25 protein-coding genes, 1 other RNA gene and 1 riboswitch are annotated in these 21,582 nt (G+C 69.8%); of the genes, 15 read left to right on the top strand and 11 right to left on the bottom strand.

Translation table 11 applies throughout. The features are described from left to right. Nucleotides 1-10: 10 nt before the first annotated feature. From DIE04_RS25265 to panD, 4 genes are all read left to right on the top strand, one after another. Nucleotides 11-199 carry a DUF3460 family protein gene (locus tag DIE04_RS25265; RefSeq protein ID WP_044849219.1) on the top strand — a complete coding sequence of 63 codons (189 nt, stop codon included), beginning with the start codon at nucleotides 11-13 and terminating at the stop codon, nucleotides 197-199. A 4-nt stretch (nucleotides 200-203) separates the two neighbouring features. Next, complete coding sequence (locus tag DIE04_RS25260; protein WP_044849220.1) at nucleotides 204-1,076, top strand: ScpA family protein; 873 nt, start codon at nucleotides 204-206, stop codon at nucleotides 1,074-1,076. Between the two features lie 257 nt (nucleotides 1,077-1,333). Next, complete coding sequence (gene panC, locus DIE04_RS25255; protein WP_124521549.1) at nucleotides 1,334-2,173, top strand: pantoate--beta-alanine ligase; 840 nt, start codon at nucleotides 1,334-1,336, stop codon at nucleotides 2,171-2,173. A gap of 41 nt (nucleotides 2,174-2,214) precedes the next feature. Then, nucleotides 2,215-2,601: an aspartate 1-decarboxylase gene (gene panD, locus DIE04_RS25250; protein ID WP_006484038.1), complete on the top strand. Its 387-nt coding sequence runs from the start codon at nucleotides 2,215-2,217 to the stop codon at nucleotides 2,599-2,601. Nucleotides 2,602-2,795: 194 nt separating this feature from the next. On the opposite strand, the gene DIE04_RS25245 is transcribed toward panD, so the two are convergent. From DIE04_RS25245 to DIE04_RS25235, 4 genes are all read right to left on the bottom strand, one after another. Continuing rightward, a complete protein-coding gene (locus tag DIE04_RS25245; protein WP_044849222.1) occupies nucleotides 2,796-3,455 on the bottom strand; it encodes a ParA family protein in 660 nt (219 codons plus the stop codon). A 126-nt stretch (nucleotides 3,456-3,581) separates the two neighbouring features. Beyond that, on the bottom strand, nucleotides 3,582-3,995 hold the full coding sequence (locus DIE04_RS25240) for a DoxX family protein (RefSeq protein WP_044849223.1): 414 nt from the start codon (nucleotides 3,993-3,995) through the stop codon (nucleotides 3,582-3,584). A 162-nt stretch (nucleotides 3,996-4,157) separates the two neighbouring features. Further along, nucleotides 4,158-4,298 (bottom strand): hypothetical protein, encoded by a 141-nt coding sequence (locus DIE04_RS29900; protein ID WP_185500425.1) that lies wholly within the window; start codon nucleotides 4,296-4,298, stop codon nucleotides 4,158-4,160. Between the two features lie 81 nt (nucleotides 4,299-4,379). Further along, complete coding sequence (locus DIE04_RS25235) at nucleotides 4,380-5,882, bottom strand: cobyric acid synthase (protein WP_124488456.1); 1,503 nt, start codon at nucleotides 5,880-5,882, stop codon at nucleotides 4,380-4,382. 74 nt (nucleotides 5,883-5,956) lie between these two features. Here DIE04_RS25235 and cobU point away from each other — a divergent pair, with 74 nt between their 5' ends. Genes cobU through DIE04_RS25215 form a run of 4 tightly spaced genes read left to right on the top strand, consistent with a single transcriptional unit; the run spans nucleotide 5,957 to nucleotide 9,375 of the window. After that, on the top strand, nucleotides 5,957-6,517 hold the full coding sequence (cobU, locus tag DIE04_RS25230; protein ID WP_124488457.1) for a bifunctional adenosylcobinamide kinase/adenosylcobinamide-phosphate guanylyltransferase: 561 nt from the start codon (nucleotides 5,957-5,959) through the stop codon (nucleotides 6,515-6,517). Further along, nucleotides 6,511-7,455 (top strand): adenosylcobinamide-phosphate synthase CbiB, encoded by a 945-nt coding sequence (gene cbiB / locus DIE04_RS25225; RefSeq protein WP_124521547.1) that lies wholly within the window; start codon nucleotides 6,511-6,513, stop codon nucleotides 7,453-7,455. The genes cobU and cbiB overlap by 7 nt, the downstream gene beginning before the upstream one ends. Further along, on the top strand, nucleotides 7,448-8,467 hold the full coding sequence (gene cobD / locus DIE04_RS25220) for a threonine-phosphate decarboxylase CobD (protein WP_124488459.1): 1,020 nt from the start codon (nucleotides 7,448-7,450) through the stop codon (nucleotides 8,465-8,467). The genes cbiB and cobD overlap by 8 nt, the downstream gene beginning before the upstream one ends. Then, entirely contained in the window at nucleotides 8,464-9,375 is a 912-nt protein-coding gene (locus DIE04_RS25215) for a cobalamin-binding protein (RefSeq protein WP_124521545.1), read from the top strand. Before cobD ends, DIE04_RS25215 begins: the two co-directional genes overlap by 4 nt. Nucleotides 9,376-9,422: 47 nt before the next feature. Here DIE04_RS25215 and cobC read toward each other — a convergent pair whose 3' ends face one another. The 5 genes from cobC to DIE04_RS25190 are packed head-to-tail and all read right to left on the bottom strand — an operon-like array spanning nucleotide 9,423 to nucleotide 13,673. After that, complete coding sequence (gene cobC / locus DIE04_RS25210) at nucleotides 9,423-10,007, bottom strand: alpha-ribazole phosphatase (protein WP_124521543.1); 585 nt, start codon at nucleotides 10,005-10,007, stop codon at nucleotides 9,423-9,425. Next, nucleotides 9,992-10,768: an adenosylcobinamide-GDP ribazoletransferase gene (locus tag DIE04_RS25205; RefSeq protein WP_124521541.1), complete on the bottom strand. Its 777-nt coding sequence runs from the start codon at nucleotides 10,766-10,768 to the stop codon at nucleotides 9,992-9,994. Before DIE04_RS25205 ends, cobC begins: the two co-directional genes overlap by 16 nt. Continuing rightward, nucleotides 10,758-11,813, bottom strand: coding sequence for a nicotinate-nucleotide--dimethylbenzimidazole phosphoribosyltransferase (gene cobT / locus DIE04_RS25200; protein WP_124488463.1), 1,056 nt, complete (start codon nucleotides 11,811-11,813; stop codon nucleotides 10,758-10,760). Before cobT ends, DIE04_RS25205 begins: the two co-directional genes overlap by 11 nt. A 52-nt stretch (nucleotides 11,814-11,865) precedes the next feature. Further along, nucleotides 11,866-12,678 (bottom strand): ABC transporter ATP-binding protein, encoded by an 813-nt coding sequence (locus DIE04_RS25195; RefSeq protein WP_124521539.1) that lies wholly within the window; start codon nucleotides 12,676-12,678, stop codon nucleotides 11,866-11,868. Continuing rightward, a complete protein-coding gene (locus DIE04_RS25190) occupies nucleotides 12,675-13,673 on the bottom strand; it encodes an iron ABC transporter permease (RefSeq protein ID WP_124488465.1) in 999 nt (332 codons plus the stop codon). The genes DIE04_RS25195 and DIE04_RS25190 overlap by 4 nt, the downstream gene beginning before the upstream one ends. Nucleotides 13,674-14,360: 687 nt before the next feature. Next, nucleotides 14,361-14,614: riboswitch (cobalamin riboswitch) on the bottom strand. A 165-nt stretch (nucleotides 14,615-14,779) separates the two neighbouring features. Here DIE04_RS25190 and DIE04_RS25185 point away from each other — a divergent pair. The 5 genes from DIE04_RS25185 (at nucleotide 14,780) to DIE04_RS25165 (ending at nucleotide 17,167) form a co-directional block, all read left to right on the top strand. Further along, nucleotides 14,780-15,130 (top strand): ATPase, encoded by a 351-nt coding sequence (locus DIE04_RS25185; protein WP_044845635.1) that lies wholly within the window; start codon nucleotides 14,780-14,782, stop codon nucleotides 15,128-15,130. Continuing rightward, a complete protein-coding gene (locus DIE04_RS25180) occupies nucleotides 15,127-15,441 on the top strand; it encodes a cell division protein ZapA (RefSeq protein WP_011885730.1) in 315 nt (104 codons plus the stop codon). Before DIE04_RS25185 ends, DIE04_RS25180 begins: the two co-directional genes overlap by 4 nt. Nucleotides 15,442-15,521: 80 nt before the next feature. Then, nucleotides 15,522-15,703, top strand: a non-coding RNA gene (ssrS, locus tag DIE04_RS25175) — 6S RNA. A 69-nt stretch (nucleotides 15,704-15,772) separates the two neighbouring features. Then, a complete protein-coding gene (locus tag DIE04_RS25170; protein ID WP_044845634.1) occupies nucleotides 15,773-16,234 on the top strand; it encodes an EVE domain-containing protein in 462 nt (153 codons plus the stop codon). 192 nt (nucleotides 16,235-16,426) lie between these two features. Beyond that, on the top strand, nucleotides 16,427-17,167 hold the full coding sequence (locus DIE04_RS25165) for an SIMPL domain-containing protein (RefSeq protein WP_044845633.1): 741 nt from the start codon (nucleotides 16,427-16,429) through the stop codon (nucleotides 17,165-17,167). Nucleotides 17,168-17,348: 181 nt separating this feature from the next. Here the strand turns inward: DIE04_RS25165 and lgt are convergent, their stop codons facing one another. Both lgt and DIE04_RS25155 read right to left on the bottom strand, forming a co-directional pair. Further along, the gene (gene lgt, locus DIE04_RS25160; protein ID WP_044845632.1) at nucleotides 17,349-18,239 is read right to left on the bottom strand and encodes a prolipoprotein diacylglyceryl transferase; all 891 of its coding nucleotides are present in this window, start codon (nucleotides 18,237-18,239) and stop codon (nucleotides 17,349-17,351) included. Nucleotides 18,240-18,328: 89 nt separating this feature from the next. Further along, a complete protein-coding gene (locus DIE04_RS25155; protein WP_044845631.1) occupies nucleotides 18,329-19,246 on the bottom strand; it encodes a LysR substrate-binding domain-containing protein in 918 nt (305 codons plus the stop codon). 135 nt (nucleotides 19,247-19,381) lie between these two features. Here DIE04_RS25155 and ilvD point away from each other — a divergent pair, with 135 nt between their 5' ends. Beyond that, the gene (gene ilvD, locus DIE04_RS25150; protein ID WP_124488468.1) at nucleotides 19,382-21,055 is read left to right on the top strand and encodes a dihydroxy-acid dehydratase; all 1,674 of its coding nucleotides are present in this window, start codon (nucleotides 19,382-19,384) and stop codon (nucleotides 21,053-21,055) included. 125 nt (nucleotides 21,056-21,180) lie between these two features. Further along, nucleotides 21,181-21,510, top strand: a complete 330-nt coding sequence (locus tag DIE04_RS25145) for a c-type cytochrome (RefSeq protein ID WP_124488469.1) — start codon at nucleotides 21,181-21,183, stop codon at nucleotides 21,508-21,510. The last annotated feature ends 72 nt before the right edge of the window (nucleotides 21,511-21,582 follow it).

Raw genomic sequence — 21,582 nt, 5'->3', positions numbered from 1 at the left:
AAGCCAAGCCATGCCGTACCAGTCCGACGTCACGCAATTCCTGAACCAGCTCAAGCAACAGAAGCCGACGCTCGAAGAAGAGCAGCGCAAGGGCCGCTCCCTGCTGTGGGACAAGCAGCCGATCGACCTCGACGAGCGTGCCGAGCAGCAGGAATCGCGCGTGAAGCAAACGTCCTACGTCTACTACCAGAACTTCTGACGACGTGAGCGCCGCCGACGAGGCCAGCGCCGCCCGGCAGGACGACGCGATCGCCGCGCCCGCGGGCGCCGATTCGACGCCCGACACGGTCGACGGTGTCGCGGCGTTCGCACGCCTGTACGGCGAGCCGCTCTTCAAGCTGCCGCAGGACCTCTACATCCCGCCCGATGCGCTCGAGGTGTTCCTCGAGACGTTCGAAGGCCCGCTCGACCTGCTGCTGTACCTGATCCGCAAGCAGAACTTCAACGTGCTCGACATCCCGATGGCGCAGGTCACCGCGCAATATCTGGGTTACGTCGACCAGATCCGCACGTCGAACCTCGAGCTGGCCGCCGAATACCTGCTGATGGCCGCGATGCTGATCGAGATCAAGTCGCGGATGCTGTTGCCGGTCAAGAAGGCCGACACGGGCGAGGAAGCCGAGGATCCGCGCGCGGAACTCGTGCGCCGCCTGCTCGAATACGAGCAGATGAAGCTCGCCGCGCAACGTCTCGACCAGTTGCCGCAGCTCGGCCGCGACTTCCTGCGCGCCGAGGTCTACATCGAGCAGAGCATCACGCCGCGCTTTCCCGACGTGAACTCGGACGACCTGCGCGCCGCGTGGGCCGACGTGCTCAAGCGCGCGAAGCTCGTCCAGCACCACAAGATCTCCCGCGAGGAGCTGTCGGTGCGCGAACACATGAGCCTGATCCTGCGCAAGCTGCAGAACGCACGCTTCATGGAGTTCGCCGACCTGTTCGACACGTCGCGCGGCGTGCCGGTCGTGGTCGTGAACTTCATCGCGATGCTCGAACTCGCGCGCGAATCGCTCGTCGAGATCACGCAGCCCGAACCGTTCGCGCCGATCTACGTGCGCCTCGCGTACCTGCCCGCGTAAGGCGCCCGCCGCCCCCGCCTCACCCCGCACACCGAAACACGCCGCATCCCGCCGCCGGGCCCGCCCGCGCGGACTGCCTGCGGCGCGCCCGCGTAAAAAGTGAACGATCGTACTTTTTTCGATGCGTCCGGCGGCCAAATCCTCTACAATCCGCCGACGCCCGATGCGCCGCCCGCGCGCCGGCGTTCTCCGCTTCGACCCCGACGCCGCTGTTGCGGCGCCAACGCGCGCCTGCGCGAGGAACCCGCTACCCGATCATGAAAGTCATCAGCTCGATCCAGGAACTGCGCGACCAGTTGCGCGGACAGAACCGCACGGCGTTCGTGCCGACGATGGGCAACCTGCACGAAGGTCACCTGTCGCTGATGCGCCTCGCGCGCCAGCACGGCGACCCGGTCGTGGCGAGCATCTTCGTCAACCGGCTGCAGTTCGGCCCGAACGAGGATTTCGACAAATATCCGCGCACGCTGCAGGACGATATCGAGAAGCTGCAGAAGGAAAACGTCTACGTGCTGTTCGCGCCGACCGAGCGCGACATGTATCCGGAGCCGCAGGAGTACCGCGTGCTGCCGCCCGACGACCTCGGCGGGATTCTCGAGGGCGAGTTCCGCCCCGGCTTCTTCGCCGGCGTGTGCACGGTCGTCACCAAGCTGATGTCCTGCGTGCAGCCGCGCGTCGCCGTGTTCGGCAAGAAGGATTACCAGCAGCTGATGATCGTGCGCCGCATGTGCCAGCAGCTCGCGCTGCCGGTCGAGATCATCGCGGCCGAGACCGTGCGTGACGAGGACGGCCTTGCGCTGTCGTCGCGCAACCGCTACCTGACGACCGACGAGCGCAAGGAAGCGCCCGAGCTCGCGAAGACGCTGCAACGCGTGCGCGAGAGCGTGCTCGGCGGCGAGCGCGACCTCGGCACGCTCGAGCAGCACGCGCGCACGCATCTGGCCGAGCGCGGCTGGGCGCCCGACTACATCGCGATCCGCCGCCGCGCGAACCTGATCGCGCCGAGCGCCGCCGAGCTCGAAGCCGGCGAGCCGCTCGTCGTGCTCGCGGCCGCGAAGCTCGGCGCGACGCGCCTGATCGACAACCTGGAAATCTGACGGGCCGCCCGCCCTCGCCTCACACGCATCACGGAGATACCATGCAGCGCCACATGCTCAAATCGAAGATCCACCGCGCGGCCGTCACGCACTGCGAGCTGCATTACGAAGGCTCGTGCGCGATCGACGAAGACCTGCTCGAAGCGGCGGGCCTGATCGAAAACGAACGGATCGACATCTGGAACATCAACAACGGCGAGCGCTTCTCGACCTACGCGATCAAGGGCGAGCGCGGCAGCGGGATGATCTCGCTGAACGGCTCGGCCGCGCGCCGCGCGCAACTCGGCGACCTCGTGATCATCGCTGCGTTCGCGATGGTCGACGAAGCCGAGCTGCAGGCCGGCTGGAAGCCGAAGCTCGTGTTCATCGACGAAGGCAACAAGATCAAGGGCCACCGCGACCACGTGCCGACGCAGAACTGGACCTGATTCACGCGGCGGCCGGCGTATCGCGGCGCGCCGGATCGCTGCCGCGGCGCCCCGCGCGCCGGGGCGGCCGAAGCCGCGCAGCCGCATACGTACGAAGGGCCTGATCCGGCACGCTGCCGAATCAGGCCCTTCTTCATTGGAGCGGGAACCGACCGAATTCGACCGGCTGCGCCGCGCGGGTTCGCCTCGCGCGCTCAGGACGCCTTCGCGACCTTCTCCGCTTTCGGTGCACGGCGCTCGGCCCATTCGACGATCGGCCGCCACTGCTCGAGATCCTTCTCGACGCGGCTCTTCGCGACGTCCCACAGCGTCAGGCCGTGCGCGGCAATCTGCACGTAGTTCTGCGTGTCGCGCACGTAGCCGAGCACCGGCAGCCCGAGCCCTTCGACGAAACGGTGCAGCTGGTCGGACGAGCGCGTGCGCGCGTCGACCCGCATCCCGACGATCCCGACCTCGACGCTGCCCTTGCGCACGGCCTTCTCGCCGGCGAGGCGCTCCAGAAACTGCTGGGTCGCGAGAATATCGAACATCGACGGCTGCAGCGGCACGATCACCTTGTCGGCGAGCTGCAGCGCGACGTTGAGCCGGTTGCCGTGCAGCCCGGCCGGCGTGTCGATCACCGCATATTCGAGGCCGCGCGGCGGCTTCGACGGCGCATCCGGGTCGAGCTCCCACGCCTCGATCGGCGGCAGGCCGGCCGGCCGCAGGTCGAGCCACGCATGCGCGGACTGCTGCCGGTCCAGATCGGCGAGCGCGACCCATGCGCCCTGCGCCGCGAAATAGCCGGCAAGATTGGTGGACAGCGTGCTCTTCCCCACGCCGCCCTTCGGATTCGCCACCACGATGACCGTCATGAATTCCCCCGAAAAAGCCGTGCGGCGCCTGCCGCCCTGGCAGGCGCCGCTCGATTGCGGATACAGGGAGCGATGATATCGGCAAACGGGGTGTCACCGGAACGGGTTGCGCCGAAGCCCCCCCGTTTATGCGGTCCGCGTCGCGGCGCGCGGTGCGCCGAGCGCGAACGCACCGCCGCCCAGCAGCGCCTGCACGGCCAGCGTGACGGCCCAGAACGCCGGGTATTCCCAGCCGCCGTTCGGCGACGCGAAGCTCCAGCCGTTCGGCAGATGCGCGGACACCGCGCCGAGCATGAACGGCAGCAGCACGAGTGCGGCGATCCGCACGCGGAAGCCCGCGAGCAGCGCGAGGCCGCCCGCCAGTTCGACGACGGTGGTGACATACGCGAGCCAGCCCGGCAGGCCGATCGACGCGAAAAACTGCGCGGTGCCGGGCAGCGTGAAGACGAACACCTTCTGCGCGACGTGCGCGAGGTACAGCACGCCGAGTGCGACACGCAGCAGCGTCGCGCCGAGATCGTTCAGGCGATTGGGGTTCATGGCGAATTCCTTCGTGAGTGGATGGGAATGGATCGCACTCTATTCGAATCGATTCGACCAATAAATATGCATTTCGGCTTTAACTGATTCCCGAATGGAACGAATCGGATCATGAAAAAGGGCATGACCGATCATGCCCCGATGCCTGCACCCCTGCGAACCTCAGCCGCCGCTCTTGCCCTGGGCGGCGTCGCCCGAGCCGGCCGGCCCGCCGCCCGGTGCATACGAATCACACGCGTGCGCAAACGCCGACGCGCCCAGCAGCACCGCGAGCAGCACACTCAACCACCATCGACCCTTCATCGTCGCGCTCCTTCGGGCGGACCTCCGCCCATCTGAGTTGTACGCGATCCGCCGCAAAATGCCAGGCCGGCACGCCATGCGTCAGCGGAACTCGGCGTACAGCGCGCGCAGGTCGAGATGCTCGGCGAACGAATCGGCCAGCCGCTCCAGCGACGCCTCGCGCAGCGCCGGATAGTCGATGCGTTCCGCGCCGTCGAGCCCCGCCCATGCGAGCAGTGCCGCGCACGCGTCGGGCGCGTCGAACAGCCCGTGCACGTAGGTCGCGAGGATCTGCCCGTCGGCCGACCGTGCGCCGTCCGGGCGCACGCCGCCCGGTGCGTCGCCCGTCGCCAGTTCCAGCGCGGGCGCCGCGAGCGCGGGCCCGCGCGTGTCGCCCATGTGGATTTCGTAGCCGTGCACCGCGGCCGCGCCCGGCAGCGCGAGCTGCCCGGTCACGTTCTTCAGCGTCTTGTCCGGCTGCAGCGTCGTGTCGAAATCGAGCAACCCGAGCCCCGCCACGCTGCCGGGCGCCCCTTCGAGGCCGAGCGGATCGTCCAGCGTGCGGCCGAGCATCTGCATCCCGCCGCAGATGCCGATCACCTTGCCGCCATAGCGCAGGTGCCGGCGGATCACCGCGTCCCAGCCCGCGTCGCGCAGCCACGCGAGATCGCGCTGCACGCTCTTCGAGCCGGGCAGGATCAGCAGGTCGGCGTCCGGCACCGGGCCGCTCTTCCAGTACGTGAACTCGACCTGCGGATGCGCACGCAGCGGGTCGAAATCGGTATGGTTGCTGATCCGCGGCAAGGCGGGCACCACCACGCGCAGCACGCCGGCATCGCCGCGCGCGGCGGCGCTGCGCGCCTGCGACGGCAGCATGTCCTCGGCATCGAGCATCAGCCCGTGCAGGTACGGCAGCACGCCGAATACCGGCTTGCCCGTCTGCGCGCGCAGCCAGTCGAGGCCCGGTTCGAGCAGCCTGATGTCGCCGCGAAAGCGGTTGATGACGAAGCCGCGCACGCGCGCGCGCTCGCTGTCCGACAGGCACGCGAGCGTGCCGACCAGGTGCGCGAACACGCCGCCGCGGTCGATGTCGGCCACCAGCACGACCGGGCAGTCGACGCGCTCGGCGAAGCCCATGTTCGCGATGTCGCCTTCGCGCAGGTTGATTTCGGCCGGGCTGCCCGCGCCTTCGACGAGCACCGTGTCGTAGCCGGCGCGCAGCCGCGCGTAGGACTCGAGCACCGCGTCGAACGCGACCGGCTTGTAGTCGTGGTAAGCACGCGCGTCGAGGTTCATGCGCGCCTTGCCGTGAATGATCACCTGCGCGCCGCGGTCGCTGGTCGGCTTCAGCAGCACCGGATTGAAATCCGTATGCGGCGCGACGCCGGCGGCCAGCGCCTGCAGCGCCTGCGCGCGGCCGATCTCGCCGCCGTCGGCCGTCACCGCGCTGTTCAGTGCCATGTTCTGCGGCTTGAACGGCGCGACCCGCGCGCCCGCACGGCGCGCGAGGCGGCACAGGCCCGCGACGAGCGTGCTCTTGCCCGCGTCGGACGTCGTGCCCTGGATCATCAACGTGCCGTGCGGCTGCGGTTCGGGTGCGTTCATCGTGTGCAAAGTCGTGGCGAAGCAAACGCGCATTATCGCCCGCGTGCGGCCGCCCGCGCCGTTACAATCACGCGATGATTCCGCACGACCTCACCTTCGTCCTCGGCGGCGCGCGCTCGGGCAAGAGCGCGCACGCCGAGCGGCTCGCCGCCGACAGCGGCCGCCCCGTCACCTACATCGCGACCGCGGCCGCGACGGCCGCCGACGCCGAATTCGAACGGCGCATCGCGCATCACCGCGCGCGCCGGCCGGCCGACTGGGGTTTCGCCGACGCGCCCGTCGACCTCGCCGGCACGCTCGCGCGGCTCGACGATCCGCACGCGTGCCTGCTCGTCGACTGCCTGACGCTGTGGCTCACGAACCTGCTGTGCCCGCTCGACGGCGAACCGCTCGACGATGCGCAGTACGCGGCGCAGGTCGGGCGGCTCGAGCACGCATTGCGCGGCGCGCGTGCGAAGGTGATCGTCGTCAGCAACGAAATCGGGCTCGGCGTCGTGCCGCTCGGGTCGGTCACGCGCCGCTACGTCGACGAACTCGGGCGCCTGAACCAGCGCGTCGCCGCGCTCGCGACGCGCGTGACGCTGCTGGTCGCCGGGCTGCCGCTCGAACTCAAGGCCGGAGCGCCGTCATGCTGATGCTGTCGCTGCCGCTCGTCGCGATGCTCGCGGTCGCGGCCGCGATCGTCGATCGTGTGATCGGCGAACCGGCCGGCTGGCATCCGCTCGTCGCGTTCGGCCGGCTTGCCGCGCGCATCGAAGGCGCGCTGAACACGGGCCGGCGCGGCCGCGTGGTCGGCGTCGCCGCATGGGTCGCGGCCGTGGTGCCGCCGGTGGCCGTCGCCGCGTGGCTCGCGGCCGTGCTGCCCTGGCCGCTCGCGGCCGCGCTGCACGTCGCGCTGCTGTGGTTCGCGCTCGGCGCGAAGAGCCTCGCCGACCACGTCGCGCCGATCGCCGCCGCGCTGCTGCGGCACGATCTCGATGCCGCACGCGCGCTGACCGCACGGATCGTGTCGCGCGACACGAGCGCAGCCGACGAAGGCGCGCTGTCGCGCGCGGCCGTCGAATCGGCCCTCGAGAACGGCAACGACGCGATCTTCGGCGCGCTCTTCTGGTTCGTCGTCGCCGGCGGCCCCGGCGCGCTGCTGTTCCGGCTCGCGAACACGCTCGACGCGATGTGGGGCTATCGCACGCCGCGCTTCCTGACCTTCGGCTGGGCCGCCGCGCGACTCGACGACGCGCTCAACTGGATTCCCGCACGCGTCACCGCCGCGAGCTACGCGCTGCTCGGCGACACGGCCGCCGCGTGGCGCTGCTGGCGCACGCAGGCGCGCCACTGGGACAGCCCGAACGCGGGCCCCGTGATGGCCGCGGGCGCCGGCAGCCTGAACGTGCAGCTCGGCGGCCCGGCCGTCTATCACGGCGAAATCGAAGACCGTCCCGCGCTCGGCACCGGCGCACCGGCGACGGCCGCGCACGTCGTCGCCGCGCTGTCGCTCGTCACGCGCACGCTCGCGCTGTGGCTCGCACTGCTCGTCGCGAGCGGCGCACTCATCCTCGCAACCCATCATGTCTGACGCACGCATCCCGCACGGCGGCAACCTGCACGAAGCCGCGCGCCGCCACGGCATTCCGTATGACGCCTGGCTCGACCTGTCGACCGGCATCAATCCGGTCGGCTATCCGGTGCCGCCGGTCCCGGCCGACGCATGGCGCCGGCTGCCCGACGACGGCGACACGCTCGCCGCATGCGCGGCCCGCTACTACGGCGCACCCGATGCCGCGCACGTGCTGCCGGTCGCCGGCAGCCAGGCCGCGATCCGCGCGTTGCCCGCGCTGCTGCCGGCCGGCGACGCCGGCGTCGCGCCGCTCGCGTACGGCGAATACGCGCCTGCCTTCGCGCGCCACGGCCATCGTGTCGTCCCGCTCGACATCGCCTCGGACGCGTTGCCTGCGACGCTGCGTCACGTCATCGTCGGGAATCCGAACAATCCGACTGCCGAGTTCGTTCCGACCGAACGGCTGCTCGGCTGGCATGCGCAACTGTCGGCACGCGGCGGCACGCTGATCGTCGACGAGGCCTTCGCGGATACGGGCGCCACGCCATCGCTCGCGCAGTACGCCGATCGTCCGGGCCTCGTCGTGCTGCGCTCGGTCGGCAAGTTCTTCGGGCTCGCCGGCATTCGCGCGGGCTTCGTGCTCGCGCGTCCCGAGCTGATCGCCGCGCTGCGCGACATGCTCGGCGCGTGGACCGTCAGCGGCCCCGCGCGTCACGCGGTCGCCGCCGCGTTCGCCGACCGCGCATGGCAGGCCGCCGCGCGCGAGCGGCTCGCGGCCGACGGCGCACGCCTCGCCGCGCTGCTGCGCACACACGGCTTCGCGGTGCACGCGACGCCGCTGTTCAGCTGGACAGACGACCCGCGCGCCGCCGCGCTGCATACGGCACTCGCCACGCACGGAATCTGGACGCGGCACTTCGCGCAACCGTCGAGCGTGCGCGTCGGCCTGCCGGGCAACGAAGCCGAATGGCTGCGCGTCGCCGACGCGCTCGCGCAGTGCGTGCCGACGCTGCAACGGGCATCCGCATGAACGCCCGCCCGTTGCGCCGGTTGCCGGCGCTCGCGATGCTGGTCGCGCTCGCGCCCTTCGCTCACGCCGACATCACGACCCGCGACGATGCAGGCAATGCCGTCACGCTGCCCGCACCGGCGCAACGCGTGATCAGCCTCGCGCCGCATGCGACCGAACTGGTCTATGCGGCCGGCGGCGGCACGAAGCTGGTCGGCACGGTCACGTACAGCGACTACCCGCCCGCCGCGCAGGCCGTGCCGCGCGTCGGCGACAACAAGGCGCTCGACCTCGAGCGGATCGCCGCACTGAAGCCCGACCTGATCGTCGTCTGGCGGCACGGCAATGCCGAGCGGCAGACCGATGCGCTGCGTGCGCTGCACATTCCGCTGTTCTTCAGCGAACCGAAGCATCTCGACGACGTCGCGACGTCGCTGCGCCGTCTCGGCACGCTGCTCGGCACGGAACCGGTCGCCGACGCGGCCGCGGCATCGTTTTCGCGCAACATCGCGGCGCTGCGCGCGCGTTACGCGGCGCGCCCGCCCGTCACGATGTTCTTCCAGGTATGGGACCGGCCGCTGACGACGCTCAACGGCGCGCATCTGTTCAACGACGTCGTCACGCTGTGCGGCGGCCGTAACGTGTTCGCGGCGCTGAAGCCGCTCGCGCCGACCGTCACCGACGAGGCCGTGCTTGCGGCGAATCCGGAAGCGATCGTGACGACGAGCGCCGGCGCGACACGCTCGGACGCGCCGCTGCCGAGCCTCGCGCGCTGGCGTGCATGGCCCGCGCTGACGGCCGTGGCGCGCAACAACCTGTTCGCGATCGACGGCGATCTGCTGACGCGGCCGTCGCCGCGGATCGCGCAAGGCGCGGCCGCGCTGTGCGAGGATCTCGACGCGGCGCGGACGCGGCGGCCGGCGCGCTGATTTCGGGCCTTGATGCGCTCGCCCGCGTCAGACGAGCACGCGACTGCCTACGCGTCCCAGTGGACGACTTCCCACGTGCGGGCGGCATCCTCCATGCGCAACCAGACGACGCCGCCCGTCGGCACCGGTCGTGACAGCAGCGTATCGAGCGGCACGCGCAGCGCATGCGATGCGAAGGCGCGAATAACGCCCGCGTGCGTGATCGCCCATTGCGGCGCGTCGGCCTGTGCGACCTCGCCGGCCACGCGCGCCACGCGCTCGACGAACCGCGCGACGCTTTCGCCGCCATGCGCGCACGCATGCATCAGGTCGGCCGCCCACGCATCGAGCGCGGCGCGGTCGATGTCGTCCCAGCGCTGCAGTTCCCACGCGCCGAAGTCCATTTCCTGCCAGCCCGCGTCGCGCCGCAGCGGCACGTCGAACGCGTGCGCAAGCCGCTCGGCGACCGACGCGCAACGCGTGAGCGGACTCGTCCAGACCTGCGCGGGCAACGGCGCCCCGAGCGCCGCCAGACGCTCGCGCATGGTCCGCGCCCCCGCCTCGGCCGGTGCGGCGAGCGGCACGTCGCTGCGTCCGTAGCACACGCCCTGCTCGACAGCGACGGCCGGATGGCGAATCAGGACGAGATCCATCCGAGCACCACGAGATAGATCGCCAGCTCGCTCAACTGCTGCGCGAAGCCGAGGCAGTCGCCCGTATAACCGCCGATCCGCTTCACGAAATAGCGGGCCGCCCATGCGCGCACGAGCACGAGCGCGACGACGGCCGCGACGCCCGCGCGCCAGTCCGGCCAGAACAGCCACGGCAACCCGAATGCGGCCACGACGCAGGCCGCGCGCGCGCCCATGCGCTGTGCAACCGGTTTTGCCTTGCCTTCCGGCCGGACGTAGTCGAGCGACATCAGCAGGCTCACGGCCGCCGCGCGGCTCGCCGCATGCGCGGCGATCATCGTCCACGCGGCGCGCAGCGGCGGCATGGCCGCGAGCGCCTGCCATTTCAGGCCGAGCGCGATCACGAGCGCGGCCGCGCCGAACGTGCCGATGCGCGAATCGTGCATGATCCGCAGCACGTCGTCGCGCGCGTAGCCACCGCCGAACGCATCGCAGCTGTCGGCCAGGCCATCCTCGTGGAATGCGCCGGTCGCGAGCAGCGTCGCGGCCATCGACAGCCCGACCGCGATCGACGCCGGCAGCACGCGCAGCGCCGCGAGATAGACGAGCGCGCCCCATGCGCCGACGCACGCACCGACCAGCGGGAAGTAGCGTGCGGCCTGATCGAGATCGCCGGCCGCGTAGCCGATCGCGCGCGGCACCGGCACGCGCGTGAAATAGCCGAGCGCGACGAAGAAGTAGCGCAGTTCGGCGCGTACGCCCTGCGCGCGTTCAGGCGTCACGATTGTCGACGCCCGCGGATTCGAAGCTCGCCATCTCGGTGAGGAACGCAGCCGCCGCGCGCACCAGCGGCAGCGCGAGCGCGGCGCCCGTGCCCTCGCCGAGCCGCAGGTCGAGCGCGAGCAGCGGCTTCGCGCCGAAATGCTCGAGCATGCGCCGGTGCCCGGCCTCGTGCGACGCATGCGAGAACACGCAGTAGTCGCGCACGCCGGGCGCGATGCGCTCGGCGACGAGCAACGCGGCCGTCGCGATGAAGCCGTCGACTAGGATCGTCATCCGCTCGCTCGCAGCCGCGAGATACGCGCCCGTCATCATCGCGATCTCGAAGCCGCCGAACGTCGCGAGCACGTCGAGCGGCGCGATCGCATGCGAATGCCGGACGAGCGCGCGGCCGAGCACCGCGCGCTTGTGCGCGAGCCCCTGGTCGTCGAGACCCGTGCCGCGCCCGACGCACGCGTCGATCGGCACGTCGAGCAGACGGCTCATCAGGCACGCGGCCGACGACGTGTTCGCGATCCCCATTTCGCCGAAGCCGATCACATTCGTGCCGAGCGACGCGTGCACGCGCACGCGCGCGGCACCCGCGGCGAGCGCCGTTTTCGCCTCGTCGTGCGTCATCGCGGGTTCGACCGCGAAATTGCGCGTGCCGCGCGCGACCGGCAGCGACACAAGCCGGTCGGACACCGGCAGCGGCGACGCGACGCCCGCATCGACGATCTCGAGCACGCTCTGCGCGACGCCCGAGAACGCATTGATCGCCGCGCCGCCGGCCAGGAAGTTCGCGACCATCTGCGCGGTGACCGACTGCGGATACGGGCTCACGCCCTCGGCCGCGATCCCGTGGTCGCCGGCGAACACGATCGTCACGGGACGCTGCACGTGCGGCCGCTCGGTGCGCTGGATCAGGCCGATCTGCAGCGCGAGCGCCTCGAGCTGGCCGAGGCTGCCGGGCGGCTTGGTCTTGTGATCGATCACATGCTGCAGACGCTTGCGCAGCGTGTCGTCGAGCGGCGCGATCGCGGGCGGGAAGTCGGTCGGGTTCGTCATCGGAAGGTTGCCTCGTTGGTGCGGCCGCTGCCGCGCATCGAAAGAAGGAAGTTCATCGTCGCTCGGGCCACGCGGGCAGCAGCGCATCGCGACCGTTCTCGCGGATCAGCACGAGCGGATAGCCGAACGCGTCGCTCGCGCGCGCCGGCGTCAGCACGTCGAGCACGGGGCCCGCCCACGCATGGCCGCGGCCGTCGAGCAACAGCGCGTGCGTCGCGAAACGCCGCGCGAGATTCAGGTCGTGACACGAGAACAGCACCGTGCGCGGGCCCGCGTCGAGCCACGCGGCCAACGCGGTCAGGCCGTCGATCTGGTGATGCAGGTCGAGATGCGCGAGCGGCTCGTCGAGCAGCATCAGCGGCGCGTCCTGGCACAGCGTCGCGGCCAGCGCGACACGCTGCCGCTCGCCGCCCGACAGCGACAGCACGTCGCGCGACGCGAGCGCGCTCAGCCCGAACGTCGCGAGCGCGTCGCGCGCTGCCGCGCGGTCTGCCTCGCGCTCCCAGCCCCAGCCGCCGAGATACGGAAAGCGGTTGAGCAGCACCGTGTCGAATACCGTCGCGCTAAAAGCGTCGTGCAGTTGCTGCGGCATCAGCGCGCGGCGCCGGGCGAGCTGTTCGGGCGGCCAGGCGGCGAGCGGCCGGCCGTCGATCTCGACCTGCCCGCCGGCGGGCCGCTGCAGGCCCGCCAGCGTCGCGAGCAGCGTCGTCTTGCCGGCGCCGTTCGGCCCCGCGACACACCAGATCTCGCCGGGCCGGAACACCTGCGTGAAGCCGTCGAGCAGGGTCCGTGCGCCGGCCCTCAGCGTGAGGTCGAGCGCCGCATAGGTCATGTCGCCGGCGGTGTGCGGCGAGACATGCGTCATCGCATCGGTCTCCTCAGCAACATCCACAGGAACACCGGCACACCGATCAACGCGGTCATCACGCCGACCGGCAATTGCGCGGGCGCGATGGCGGTGCGCGCGAGCAGGTCGGCCGCCATCACGCCGCCGCCGCCCGCGAGCATCGCGGCGGGCAGCAGCATGCGCTGGTCGTTGCCGAATGCGAGCCGCAGCGCGTGCGGCACGACGAGGCCGACAAAACCGATCGTGCCGGCCGTCGTCACCGCGGCCGCGGCGGCCAGCGACGCGACGAGGTAGATCCGCATGCGCAGCCGCGCGACCGGCACGCCGAGCGCGAGCGCGGTCGCGTCGCCACGCAGCAGCACGTTGAGCTGCGGCGCGGCCGGCAGCGCGACGCAGGCGGCCAGCAGCAGCGCGCCCCATGCGAACCAGGGCGCCGTCACGCCGTTCAGATCGCCCGTCAGCCAGAAGATGATGCCGCGCAGCCGCGCGTCGGGCGCGAGCGACAGCAGCAGCGTGACGAGCGCGCCCCACCCGGCCGCGATCACGACCCCCGTGAGCAGCAGCCGCGGCGACGCGTCGCGCGCATCGCCGCGCCACAGTTCGCGGCGCGCAAGCCCGAGCACGAGCGCGACCGACACGAGCGCGCCGGCGAACGCGGCCGCATCGACGAGCCACCACGCGGCGCCCGCGATCATCGCGACGAGCGCGAAGCCGGCCGCGCCGCCCGACACGCCGAGCACGTACGGTTCCGCGAGCGGATTGCGCAACAGCACCTGCAGCAGCGCACCGGCCAGCGCGAGCAGCGCGCCGCACGCGAAGCCCGCGAGCGCACGCGGCAGCCGCAACGTGCGCACGATGTCGGCGAGCAGTGCGTCGCCGCCGTGCGGCACGAGCGACGCGAGCGCCTGCCACGGCGACATCGGCACGCTGCCGATCGACAGCGACGCGACGAACAGCAACGCGACCACGGCCGCGAGCGCGACCCAGATCGCGGCGGCACGTGCGGCGCTCATGCGCCGCACGGCATCGCGCATGACGCGTGACGCTTTCGCTGACCGTCATGGCCGGCCGGGCGCGGCACCGGCGTCGCGCTCCGGCGTGTCGTAGGCATACGCAAGCTCGTCATCCTCGTCGAACAGGTTGTTGATGCGTGCACGGACGAACCGTGCCCGGTGATGTCATCGCACGCACGGTCAGGATGCCATGCGCGGCATGACGCATGATTCACGGCCGGCGACGCCCCATACCGCGCGCGACGATCGGCACCCGGATTCCGCATTTCGTCGCCCGGGACCCGCGATGCGGCGGCCGGCCGCGTGCCGGTCGCACCGACGTGACACGCGCGCGATCCGTCGCGCCGCATCCTCGCACGGCCCACGTTCTGCGCAATATAGTGGAAGCCGCCGCAGCGGGTCGATCGGCATCGCGCTTGCGTCACCGTCAGGCACGCTCGGTGCGGCAACCACGGCGGCCGGCAGCAAGGGGACAGCGTCGCGCCACGCGACCGGGCGCGGTGCCGCGACGACCGGCGTCGTCGCCGATCCGGACGAATCGGCGTGCGCTGCGCTCCGCGCGATGGCGGCAGGCGACATTGCGCAGCGTGCGCCGCACGCCGTGCGAACGATTGGGGTCAGCATCGAAGACAAGTCCCGTGAAGCACTGCGCGCCCCGCTTCCCCGCGGGCCGTGCGTCATGAAGCCGTGCAGGCTCCTCGCCTCGGCCGGTATCCGGGCTGGCGGCGTACCGGCTCGCCTTCCCGCGCGTATCACGCGCAGTGGCCCGCGCCAGCGTGCGACCTGCACGCGAAACGCACCCGAGCCGGCCTGCGTCATGCGACGCGGCCGCTTACCGTTGCGGGGGCAGCGCAGGTTGGCGAACTCCGGGCGGAGCACGCGCCCTGCTTCCCGTTTAACCGCGCGACGCACGCGCGAGCACCGAGGCGGCGCCAGTTTAGGAGCGGGCCGCGCGAGCGTCAAGGAAGCGTCCGGACGCATGCGGAACACGTGCCGGACCCGTGTATTCGCGGCAAGAAGCGGGGGTGTTACGACTGGAAACGTTACAGATGTCGGAATGCGCGTTATTCCGCGCTAAAATGCTGGGTCTTTAGAGGACGCAGCAAATGCTCAACGAACTCGAAACTTTATCTCAAAATATTGGCCGTCTGATCTCGCTGAACAAGCGCTATCACTCGGAACGGCTCGCGCTCGAGGAGCAGGTCGCGCAATTGCGCGCGGAAGCGGACACGGTCCGCGCGGAACTCGCGCAACTGCGCGACGAACGCAATGCGCTCGCGGCCGAGCGCGACACGCTGTCGGCAAAGATCGACGACGCCCAGGTCAAACTGAATGCGATTCTCGAAAAGCTGCCGCGCACGAAGAGCGCGGAGCAAGCCGACAACCAGCTCGACCTGCTGGATGCGCAGGCGCGCACGGACAGCGACGACGCGGCCAGCCACGGAGAACATGCATGAGCACCAAGCAGATCGAAGTCTCGATTCTCGGTCAGCCCTATCGGCTCGCCTGTTCGGCCGAGACCGAAGCGGCGCTGCTCGAGGCCGTCGCACGCGTCGACGCAGAAATGTCGAAGATCCGCGCGAACAGCTCGGTGCGCGGCACCGACCGCATCGCGGTCATGGCCGCGCTGTCGCTCGCGTCCGAATTGCTGCGGCTGCAAACGAGCGTGCGTCACGGTGAAGCATTTCCGGCGGAAGAAATCCGTCGTACAATGCACCAGATGAACGAACAACTCGGCGCGGTGCTCGCACAGCACGAGACGCAGTAACGTTTGATCGATGCGTCGATTCCCCTTGATCTCGGCGATCAACGGTGGTCAAATTGGCGCAACGAAACACAGTTCAGTCAGCTTCCCTGCCTGGTTCGCCAAGGTCATATATTCCTTGAACCAATGCCATGTGCACGGTTGCGGAAATTTGTAGCACGGGCGCGCGCGTCACTCTGTCTGATGTACCCGAAGTGCTGCTAACTGCGACCAATTCTGAACCCCAGGTTCAGGATGCCGGCCTAGCGGCCAAGGCGGGGGCCTATTCAACGGCATCGGGAAGTCCCGATGCCGTTTCCTTTTGCAGCAGCCCTTTCTGCGTCGATCACGATCCATGCAATACTGGCTGATGAAGTCCGAACCGGACGAAGCAAGCATCGACGATCTCGCGCACGCGCCGCAGCACTCGCTGCCGTGGACCGGCGTGCGCAACTATCAGGCGCGCAATTTCATGCGCGACACGATGAAGATCGGCGACGGCGTGCTCTTCTATCATTCGAGCTGCCCGGAACCGGGCATCGCGGGCCTCGCCGAAGTCTCGTCGACGCCCTACCCCGACCCCACCCAGTTCGATCCGGCAAGCCCGTATTACGATCCGAAGTCGACGCAGGAGGCACCGCGCTGGCTGCTCGTCGACGTGCGCTTCGTGAAGAAGTCGCCGCTCGTGCCGCTCGCCGCGCTGCGCGAACACGACGAACTCGCCGACATGCGCGTGCTCGCACGCGGCAACCGGCTGTCGATCACGCCCGTCACGCGTGCCGAGTGGCGCTTCATCACCGAAAAGCTGATGAAGTAGGCGTACGCAGCAAGCACACGCCAAAGGTCAAATCCGGTCAACACGCGCCACCGCCACGGAACTCGCGGCGCGTTCGCGCAGCCTAAGCAACCGCTGTCGCCGCGATCGGGCGGCGGCCGTTTTTCGTCGCGCGGTACGCCCGCGTCGCGCACGCGTGATCCGCGTGCGCGCCCTCGCACAAGGAGTCCAACAATGACCAAGAAATCCGCACTCGCGCTGTCGCTCGCCCTCGCCGCCGCCGTGCCCGTCGCGCTGACGCTCGCGTCGCCCGCCGCGCATGCGCAGACCGCGAACCCGCACTTCCCGGAGCCGGCGGGCGTGCTGTCGCTGTCGTCGCAGGCCAGCGCCGACGTGCCGCAGGACATCATCCACATCACGCTGTTCTACGAACAGCAGGCGAAAGACCCGGGCAGCCTGACGTCGGCGCTGAACCAGCGCGCCGACGCCGCGCTCGCGCAGGCGAAGGGCGTGTCGGGCGTCACCGCGCACACCGGCGCGTTCTCCGTCTATCCGAGCACCGATCGCGACGGGAAGATCTCCGCATGGCGCGGTCGTACCGAAGTCGTGCTCGAATCGCGCGATTTCGCGGCGGCGTCGAAGCTCGCGGGCCAGTTGTCGAACCAGATGCAGATCGCGAACGTCGAGTTCTCGTTGTCACCCGAAGCGCAGCGCGCGGCCGAGCAGAAGCTCACGACCGAAGCGATCAAGTCGTTCCGCGCACGCGCGGACGAAGCCGCGAAGGCGTTCGGCTACAACAGCTACTCGATTCGCGACGTGAACGTCGGCGGCAGCCGCAACGTGCAGCCGTACCCGCGCATGATGGCGATGGCCGCCGCACCGATGGACAGCGCGAAGATGAGCGCGCCGATTTCGGTCGAAGGCGGCAAGGCGACCGTGTCGGTCACGGTCAACGGCTCGGTGCAGATGAAGTAACGCGCATTGCGCAACACGCGGCAGATGTGAAAACGCCGGCCCTCGGGCCGGCGTTTTTCGTTTGCGATCCTGCGATCGACGCGCACGCCGATCGTGCGCGTCCGCATCGCATCAGGCATCACGCATCACGTGCCATGCATCACACGACTCGCACGTGACGCAACCGCATCACGCCGCGACATCACGCGACCGCATTCGCCGCGCGACGGCGATACGCCCACACCAGCAACGCGACGCCCGCGAGGATCATCGGCAACGACAGCCACTGCCCCATCGACAGGCCGAGCGCGAGCAGGCCGAGGAAGTCGTCCGGTTCGCGCGCGAATTCGACCGTGAAACGCGCGAGCCCGTAGCCGATCAGGAACAGCGCGGAGATCGCACCCATCGGCCGCGGCTTGCGCGAGAAGAAGAACAGCACGAAGAACAGCGCAATGCCTTCGAGCGCGATTTCGTAGAGCTGCGAAGGATGGCGCGGCAGCATCTGGTACTGCATGAACACGTCGGCCAGATGCCACTTCTCGACGAGCGCCGGATGCTTCGGCAGCCATGCCGCGTCATCGCGCATCGCGCCCGGGAACAGCATCGCCCACGGCGCGTTCGGATCGGTCACGCGGCCCCACAGCTCGCCGTTGATGAAGTTGCCGAGCCGCCCGGCCGCGAGCCCGGTCGGCACCATCGGCGCGACGAAGTCGGTGACCTGCAGCCAGTGGCGCTTGCGCTGCCATGCGAACAGCGCCATCGCGAGCGTCACGCCGAGGAAGCCGCCGTGGAACGACATCCCGCCTTCCCACACCTTGAACACGTCGAGCGGATGCGAGAAGTAGAAGTCGGCCTTGTAGAACAGCACGTAGCCGAGCCGGCCGCCGAGCACGGTGCCGAGCACGCCGTAGAACATCATGTCGTCGATGTCCTTCGCGGTCCAGCCCTGCGCCGCGACGTGCGGCAGCTTCAGGCGGATCCGGCCGACGACGATCGCCGCGATGAAGCCGACGAGATACATGAGGCCGTACCAGCGCACGGCCAGCGGCCCGAGGTGGATCGCTACGGGGTCGAAATTCGGGTGAATGATCATGGGTTAGCGATGAAGTTTTCGAATGCGGTACGGCGCTCGCACCGGCGCCGCACCGCGCATTGGACGGCGCCGGCGCGCCATCGTTCGCGTCACGTGGCCAGCCCCTGCGCGCGCACGACGTCGATGAAGCCGGCGAGCACGGGGCTGACGTCGCCCGTGCGCCACACGAGGCCGGTTTCGACGACCGGCGCGTCGCCGGCGAGCGGCCGGTAGACCACGCCGGTGCGCCGCAGGTTACGCAGCGACTGCGGCACCAGTGCGACACCCATGCCGGCCGACACGAGGCTGACGATCGTCTGCATCTGGATCGCCTCCTGGCCGATGCGCGGGGTTTCCCCCGCCGCGCCGTAGCAGCCCGTAATGATGTCATAAAAGCCGGGCGCCAAACGACGCGGGAAGATCACGAGCGGCAGCGCGGCCAGGTCGGCCAGATGCACGGGTTCGTCTTCGGACACGCCGTGCGCCGCGGCCGCCGGCATCGCGACCACCAGCGGCTCGCGCACGACCGGCAGGTACGACAGCCCAGCCGCGTGGCGCGGCGGCACCGGCGGAATCACGAGCCCCGCGTCGATGCGGCCCGCGACGAGTTCGTCGATCTGCACGTCGCTCGTCGCCTCCGCGAGCTGCAGCCGCACTTGCGGATAACGCGCGCCGAACGCGCGCAGCAGCGACGGCAGCAGCCCGTAATCGGCGGTCGACACGAACGCGAGCGACAGCGAACCGGCTTCGCCGCGCGCGAGGCGCCGTGCGAGCGGCGGCAGCGCGTCGGCCGACGCGAGCAGCCGGCGCACGTCGGGCAACAGCGCCGCACCGACCGCCGTCAGCGCGACCGAGCGCTTGGTGCGCGCGAACAGCGCGACGCCGAGCGTGTCCTCCAGTGCCCGGATCGCCTGCGACAGCGGCGGCTGCGTCATCGACAGGCGCTCGGCCGCGCGGCCGAAATGGCGCTCGTCGGCCACGGTCACGAAATAGCGCCACTGGCGCAGGTCCGGCGTCGGTTCGGCCATCTCTCACTCATTCGTAAAACGACTTAATAAGCGACAAATAATATATTGGACATCCCAAACCGGAAACTCCATGCTTGACTGATCCGAACCGGTGCGCCGATCGCGGGCGTCGCCAATACAACGATGGAGTCCCCCATGCCGTACAACCGTCGCTCGAAGCACATCACGCAAGGCGTGGCCCGTTCGCCGAACCGCTCGATGTATTACGCCCTCGGCTACCAGAAGGACGATTTCGACAAGCCGATGATCGGCATCGCGAACGGCCACTCGACGATCACGCCGTGCAACTCGGGCCTGCAGCGGCTGTCCGATGCCGCCGTCGCGGCGGTGAAGGCGGCCGATGCCAACCCGCAGATCTTCGGCACGCCGACGATCTCGGACGGCATGTCGATGGGCACCGAGGGGATGAAGTACTCGCTGGTGTCGCGCGAGGTGATCGCCGACTGCATCGAGACCTGCGTACAGGGCCAGTGGATGGACGGCGTGGTGGTGGTCGGCGGCTGCGACAAGAACATGCCGGGCGGGATGATCGCGCTCGCGCGCCTGAACGTGCCGGGCATCTACGTGTACGGCGGCACGATCCGCCCCGGCCACTGGAAGGGCCGCGACCTGACGATCGTGTCGTCGTTCGAGGCGGTCGGCGAGTTCACCGCGGGCCGGATGTCGCAGGAAGACTTCGAAGGGGTCGAGAAGAACGCGTGCCCGACGTCGGGCTCGTGCGGCGGGATGTACACCGCGAACACGATGAGCTCGTCGTTCGAGGCGCTCGGCATGTCGCTGATGTACTCGTCGACGATGGCGAACCCCGATCAGGAGAAGGTCGATTCGGCCGCCGAATCGGCACGCGTGCTGGTCGAGGCCGTGAAGCGCGACCTGAAGCCGCGCGACATCATCACCAAGGCGTCGATCGAGAACGCGGTATCGCTGATCATGGCGACCGGCGGCTCGACCAATGCGGTGCTGCACTATCTCGCGATCGCGCACGCGGCCGAGGTCGACTGGACGATCGACGACTTCGAGCGCATCCGCAAGCGCGTGCCGGTGATCTGCGACCTGAAACCGTCGGGCCAGTACGTCGCGACCGACCTGCACCAGGCCGGCGGCATCCCGCAGGTGCTGCGGATCCTGCTCGATGCGGGGCTGCTGCACGGCGACTGCATGACGATCACCGGCCGCACGATCGCCGAGGAGCTGAAGGACGTGCCGGGCGTGCCGCGCGCGGACCAGAAAGTGATCTTCCCGATCGATCGCGCGCTGTACAGGGAAGGCCATCTCGCGATCCTGAAGGGCAATCTCGCGGAAGACGGCGCGGTGGCGAAGATCACCGGTCTGAAGAACCCGGTGATCACGGGCCCGGCGCGCGTGTTCGACGACGAGCAAAGCGCGATGGACGCGATCCTCGGCGACCGGATCCGCGCGGGCGACGTGCTGGTGCTGCGCTATCTCGGCCCACAAGGCGGCCCCGGCATGCCGGAAATGCTCGCGCCGACGTCGGCAATCATCGGCAAGGGGCTCGGCGAATCGGTCGGCTTCATCACCGACGGCCGCTTCTCGGGCGGCACCTGGGGGATGGTGGTCGGGCACGTCGCGCCCGAAGCGTTCGTCGGCGGCACGATCGCGCTCGTGCAGGAAGGCGACTCGATCACGATCGACGCGCACCGGCTGGTGCTGCAGCTGAACGTCGACGATGCGGAACTCGCGCGCCGGCGCGCCGCGTGGAAGCAGCCGGCGCCGCGCTACACGCGCGGCGTGCTCGCCAAGTTCGCGGCGCTCGCGCGTCCGGCGAACCAGGGCGCCGTCACCGGCTGATGCGGCGCGCGGGGCATGCGACCCCATTGCGAACGGCCGCCGGGGAAACGCGCAAAACGCGCTTTCCCTTTGCTTTTATAATGCGCGGACCGTGAAGCCGGCCGTCTCCGCCGGCGGAGAACCGCATGAAACAGACGATATTGCGCGCGCTGCTCGTGGCGCTGCTGACCGGCAGCGCGGCGGCGGCACACGCCGACTCGGCCGGCGACGGGTTCGCGCTCGCGCAGCGCAAGAACTGCATGGCCTGCCATGCGGTCGGCAAGCCGCTGATGGGCCCGTCGTTCCACGACATCGCCGGCAAGTACGTGGCGCGCACCGACGCCGTCGATTACCTCGCGCAATCGATCGTGAAAGGCAGCGTCGGGGTGTGGGGTGGCGTGCCGATGCCCGCCAATACGCAGTTGACGAGCGCAGAAGCGCACACGCTCTCGCAATGGGTGCTGTCGCTGCGCTGAACCGGATGACCGGATGCGTACACCGCGCCTTGCGCCCGGCAGCGTTCCGCGCTTGTCGTTGCAACCGGCCGG

This window comes from Burkholderia sp. Bp8994 (genome assembly GCF_003853805.1).
Lineage (GTDB): Bacteria > Pseudomonadota > Gammaproteobacteria > Burkholderiales > Burkholderiaceae > Burkholderia.
The sequence above is the reverse complement of the archived record's forward strand: the minus strand, read 5'-3'. Positions and strand labels throughout refer to the sequence as shown.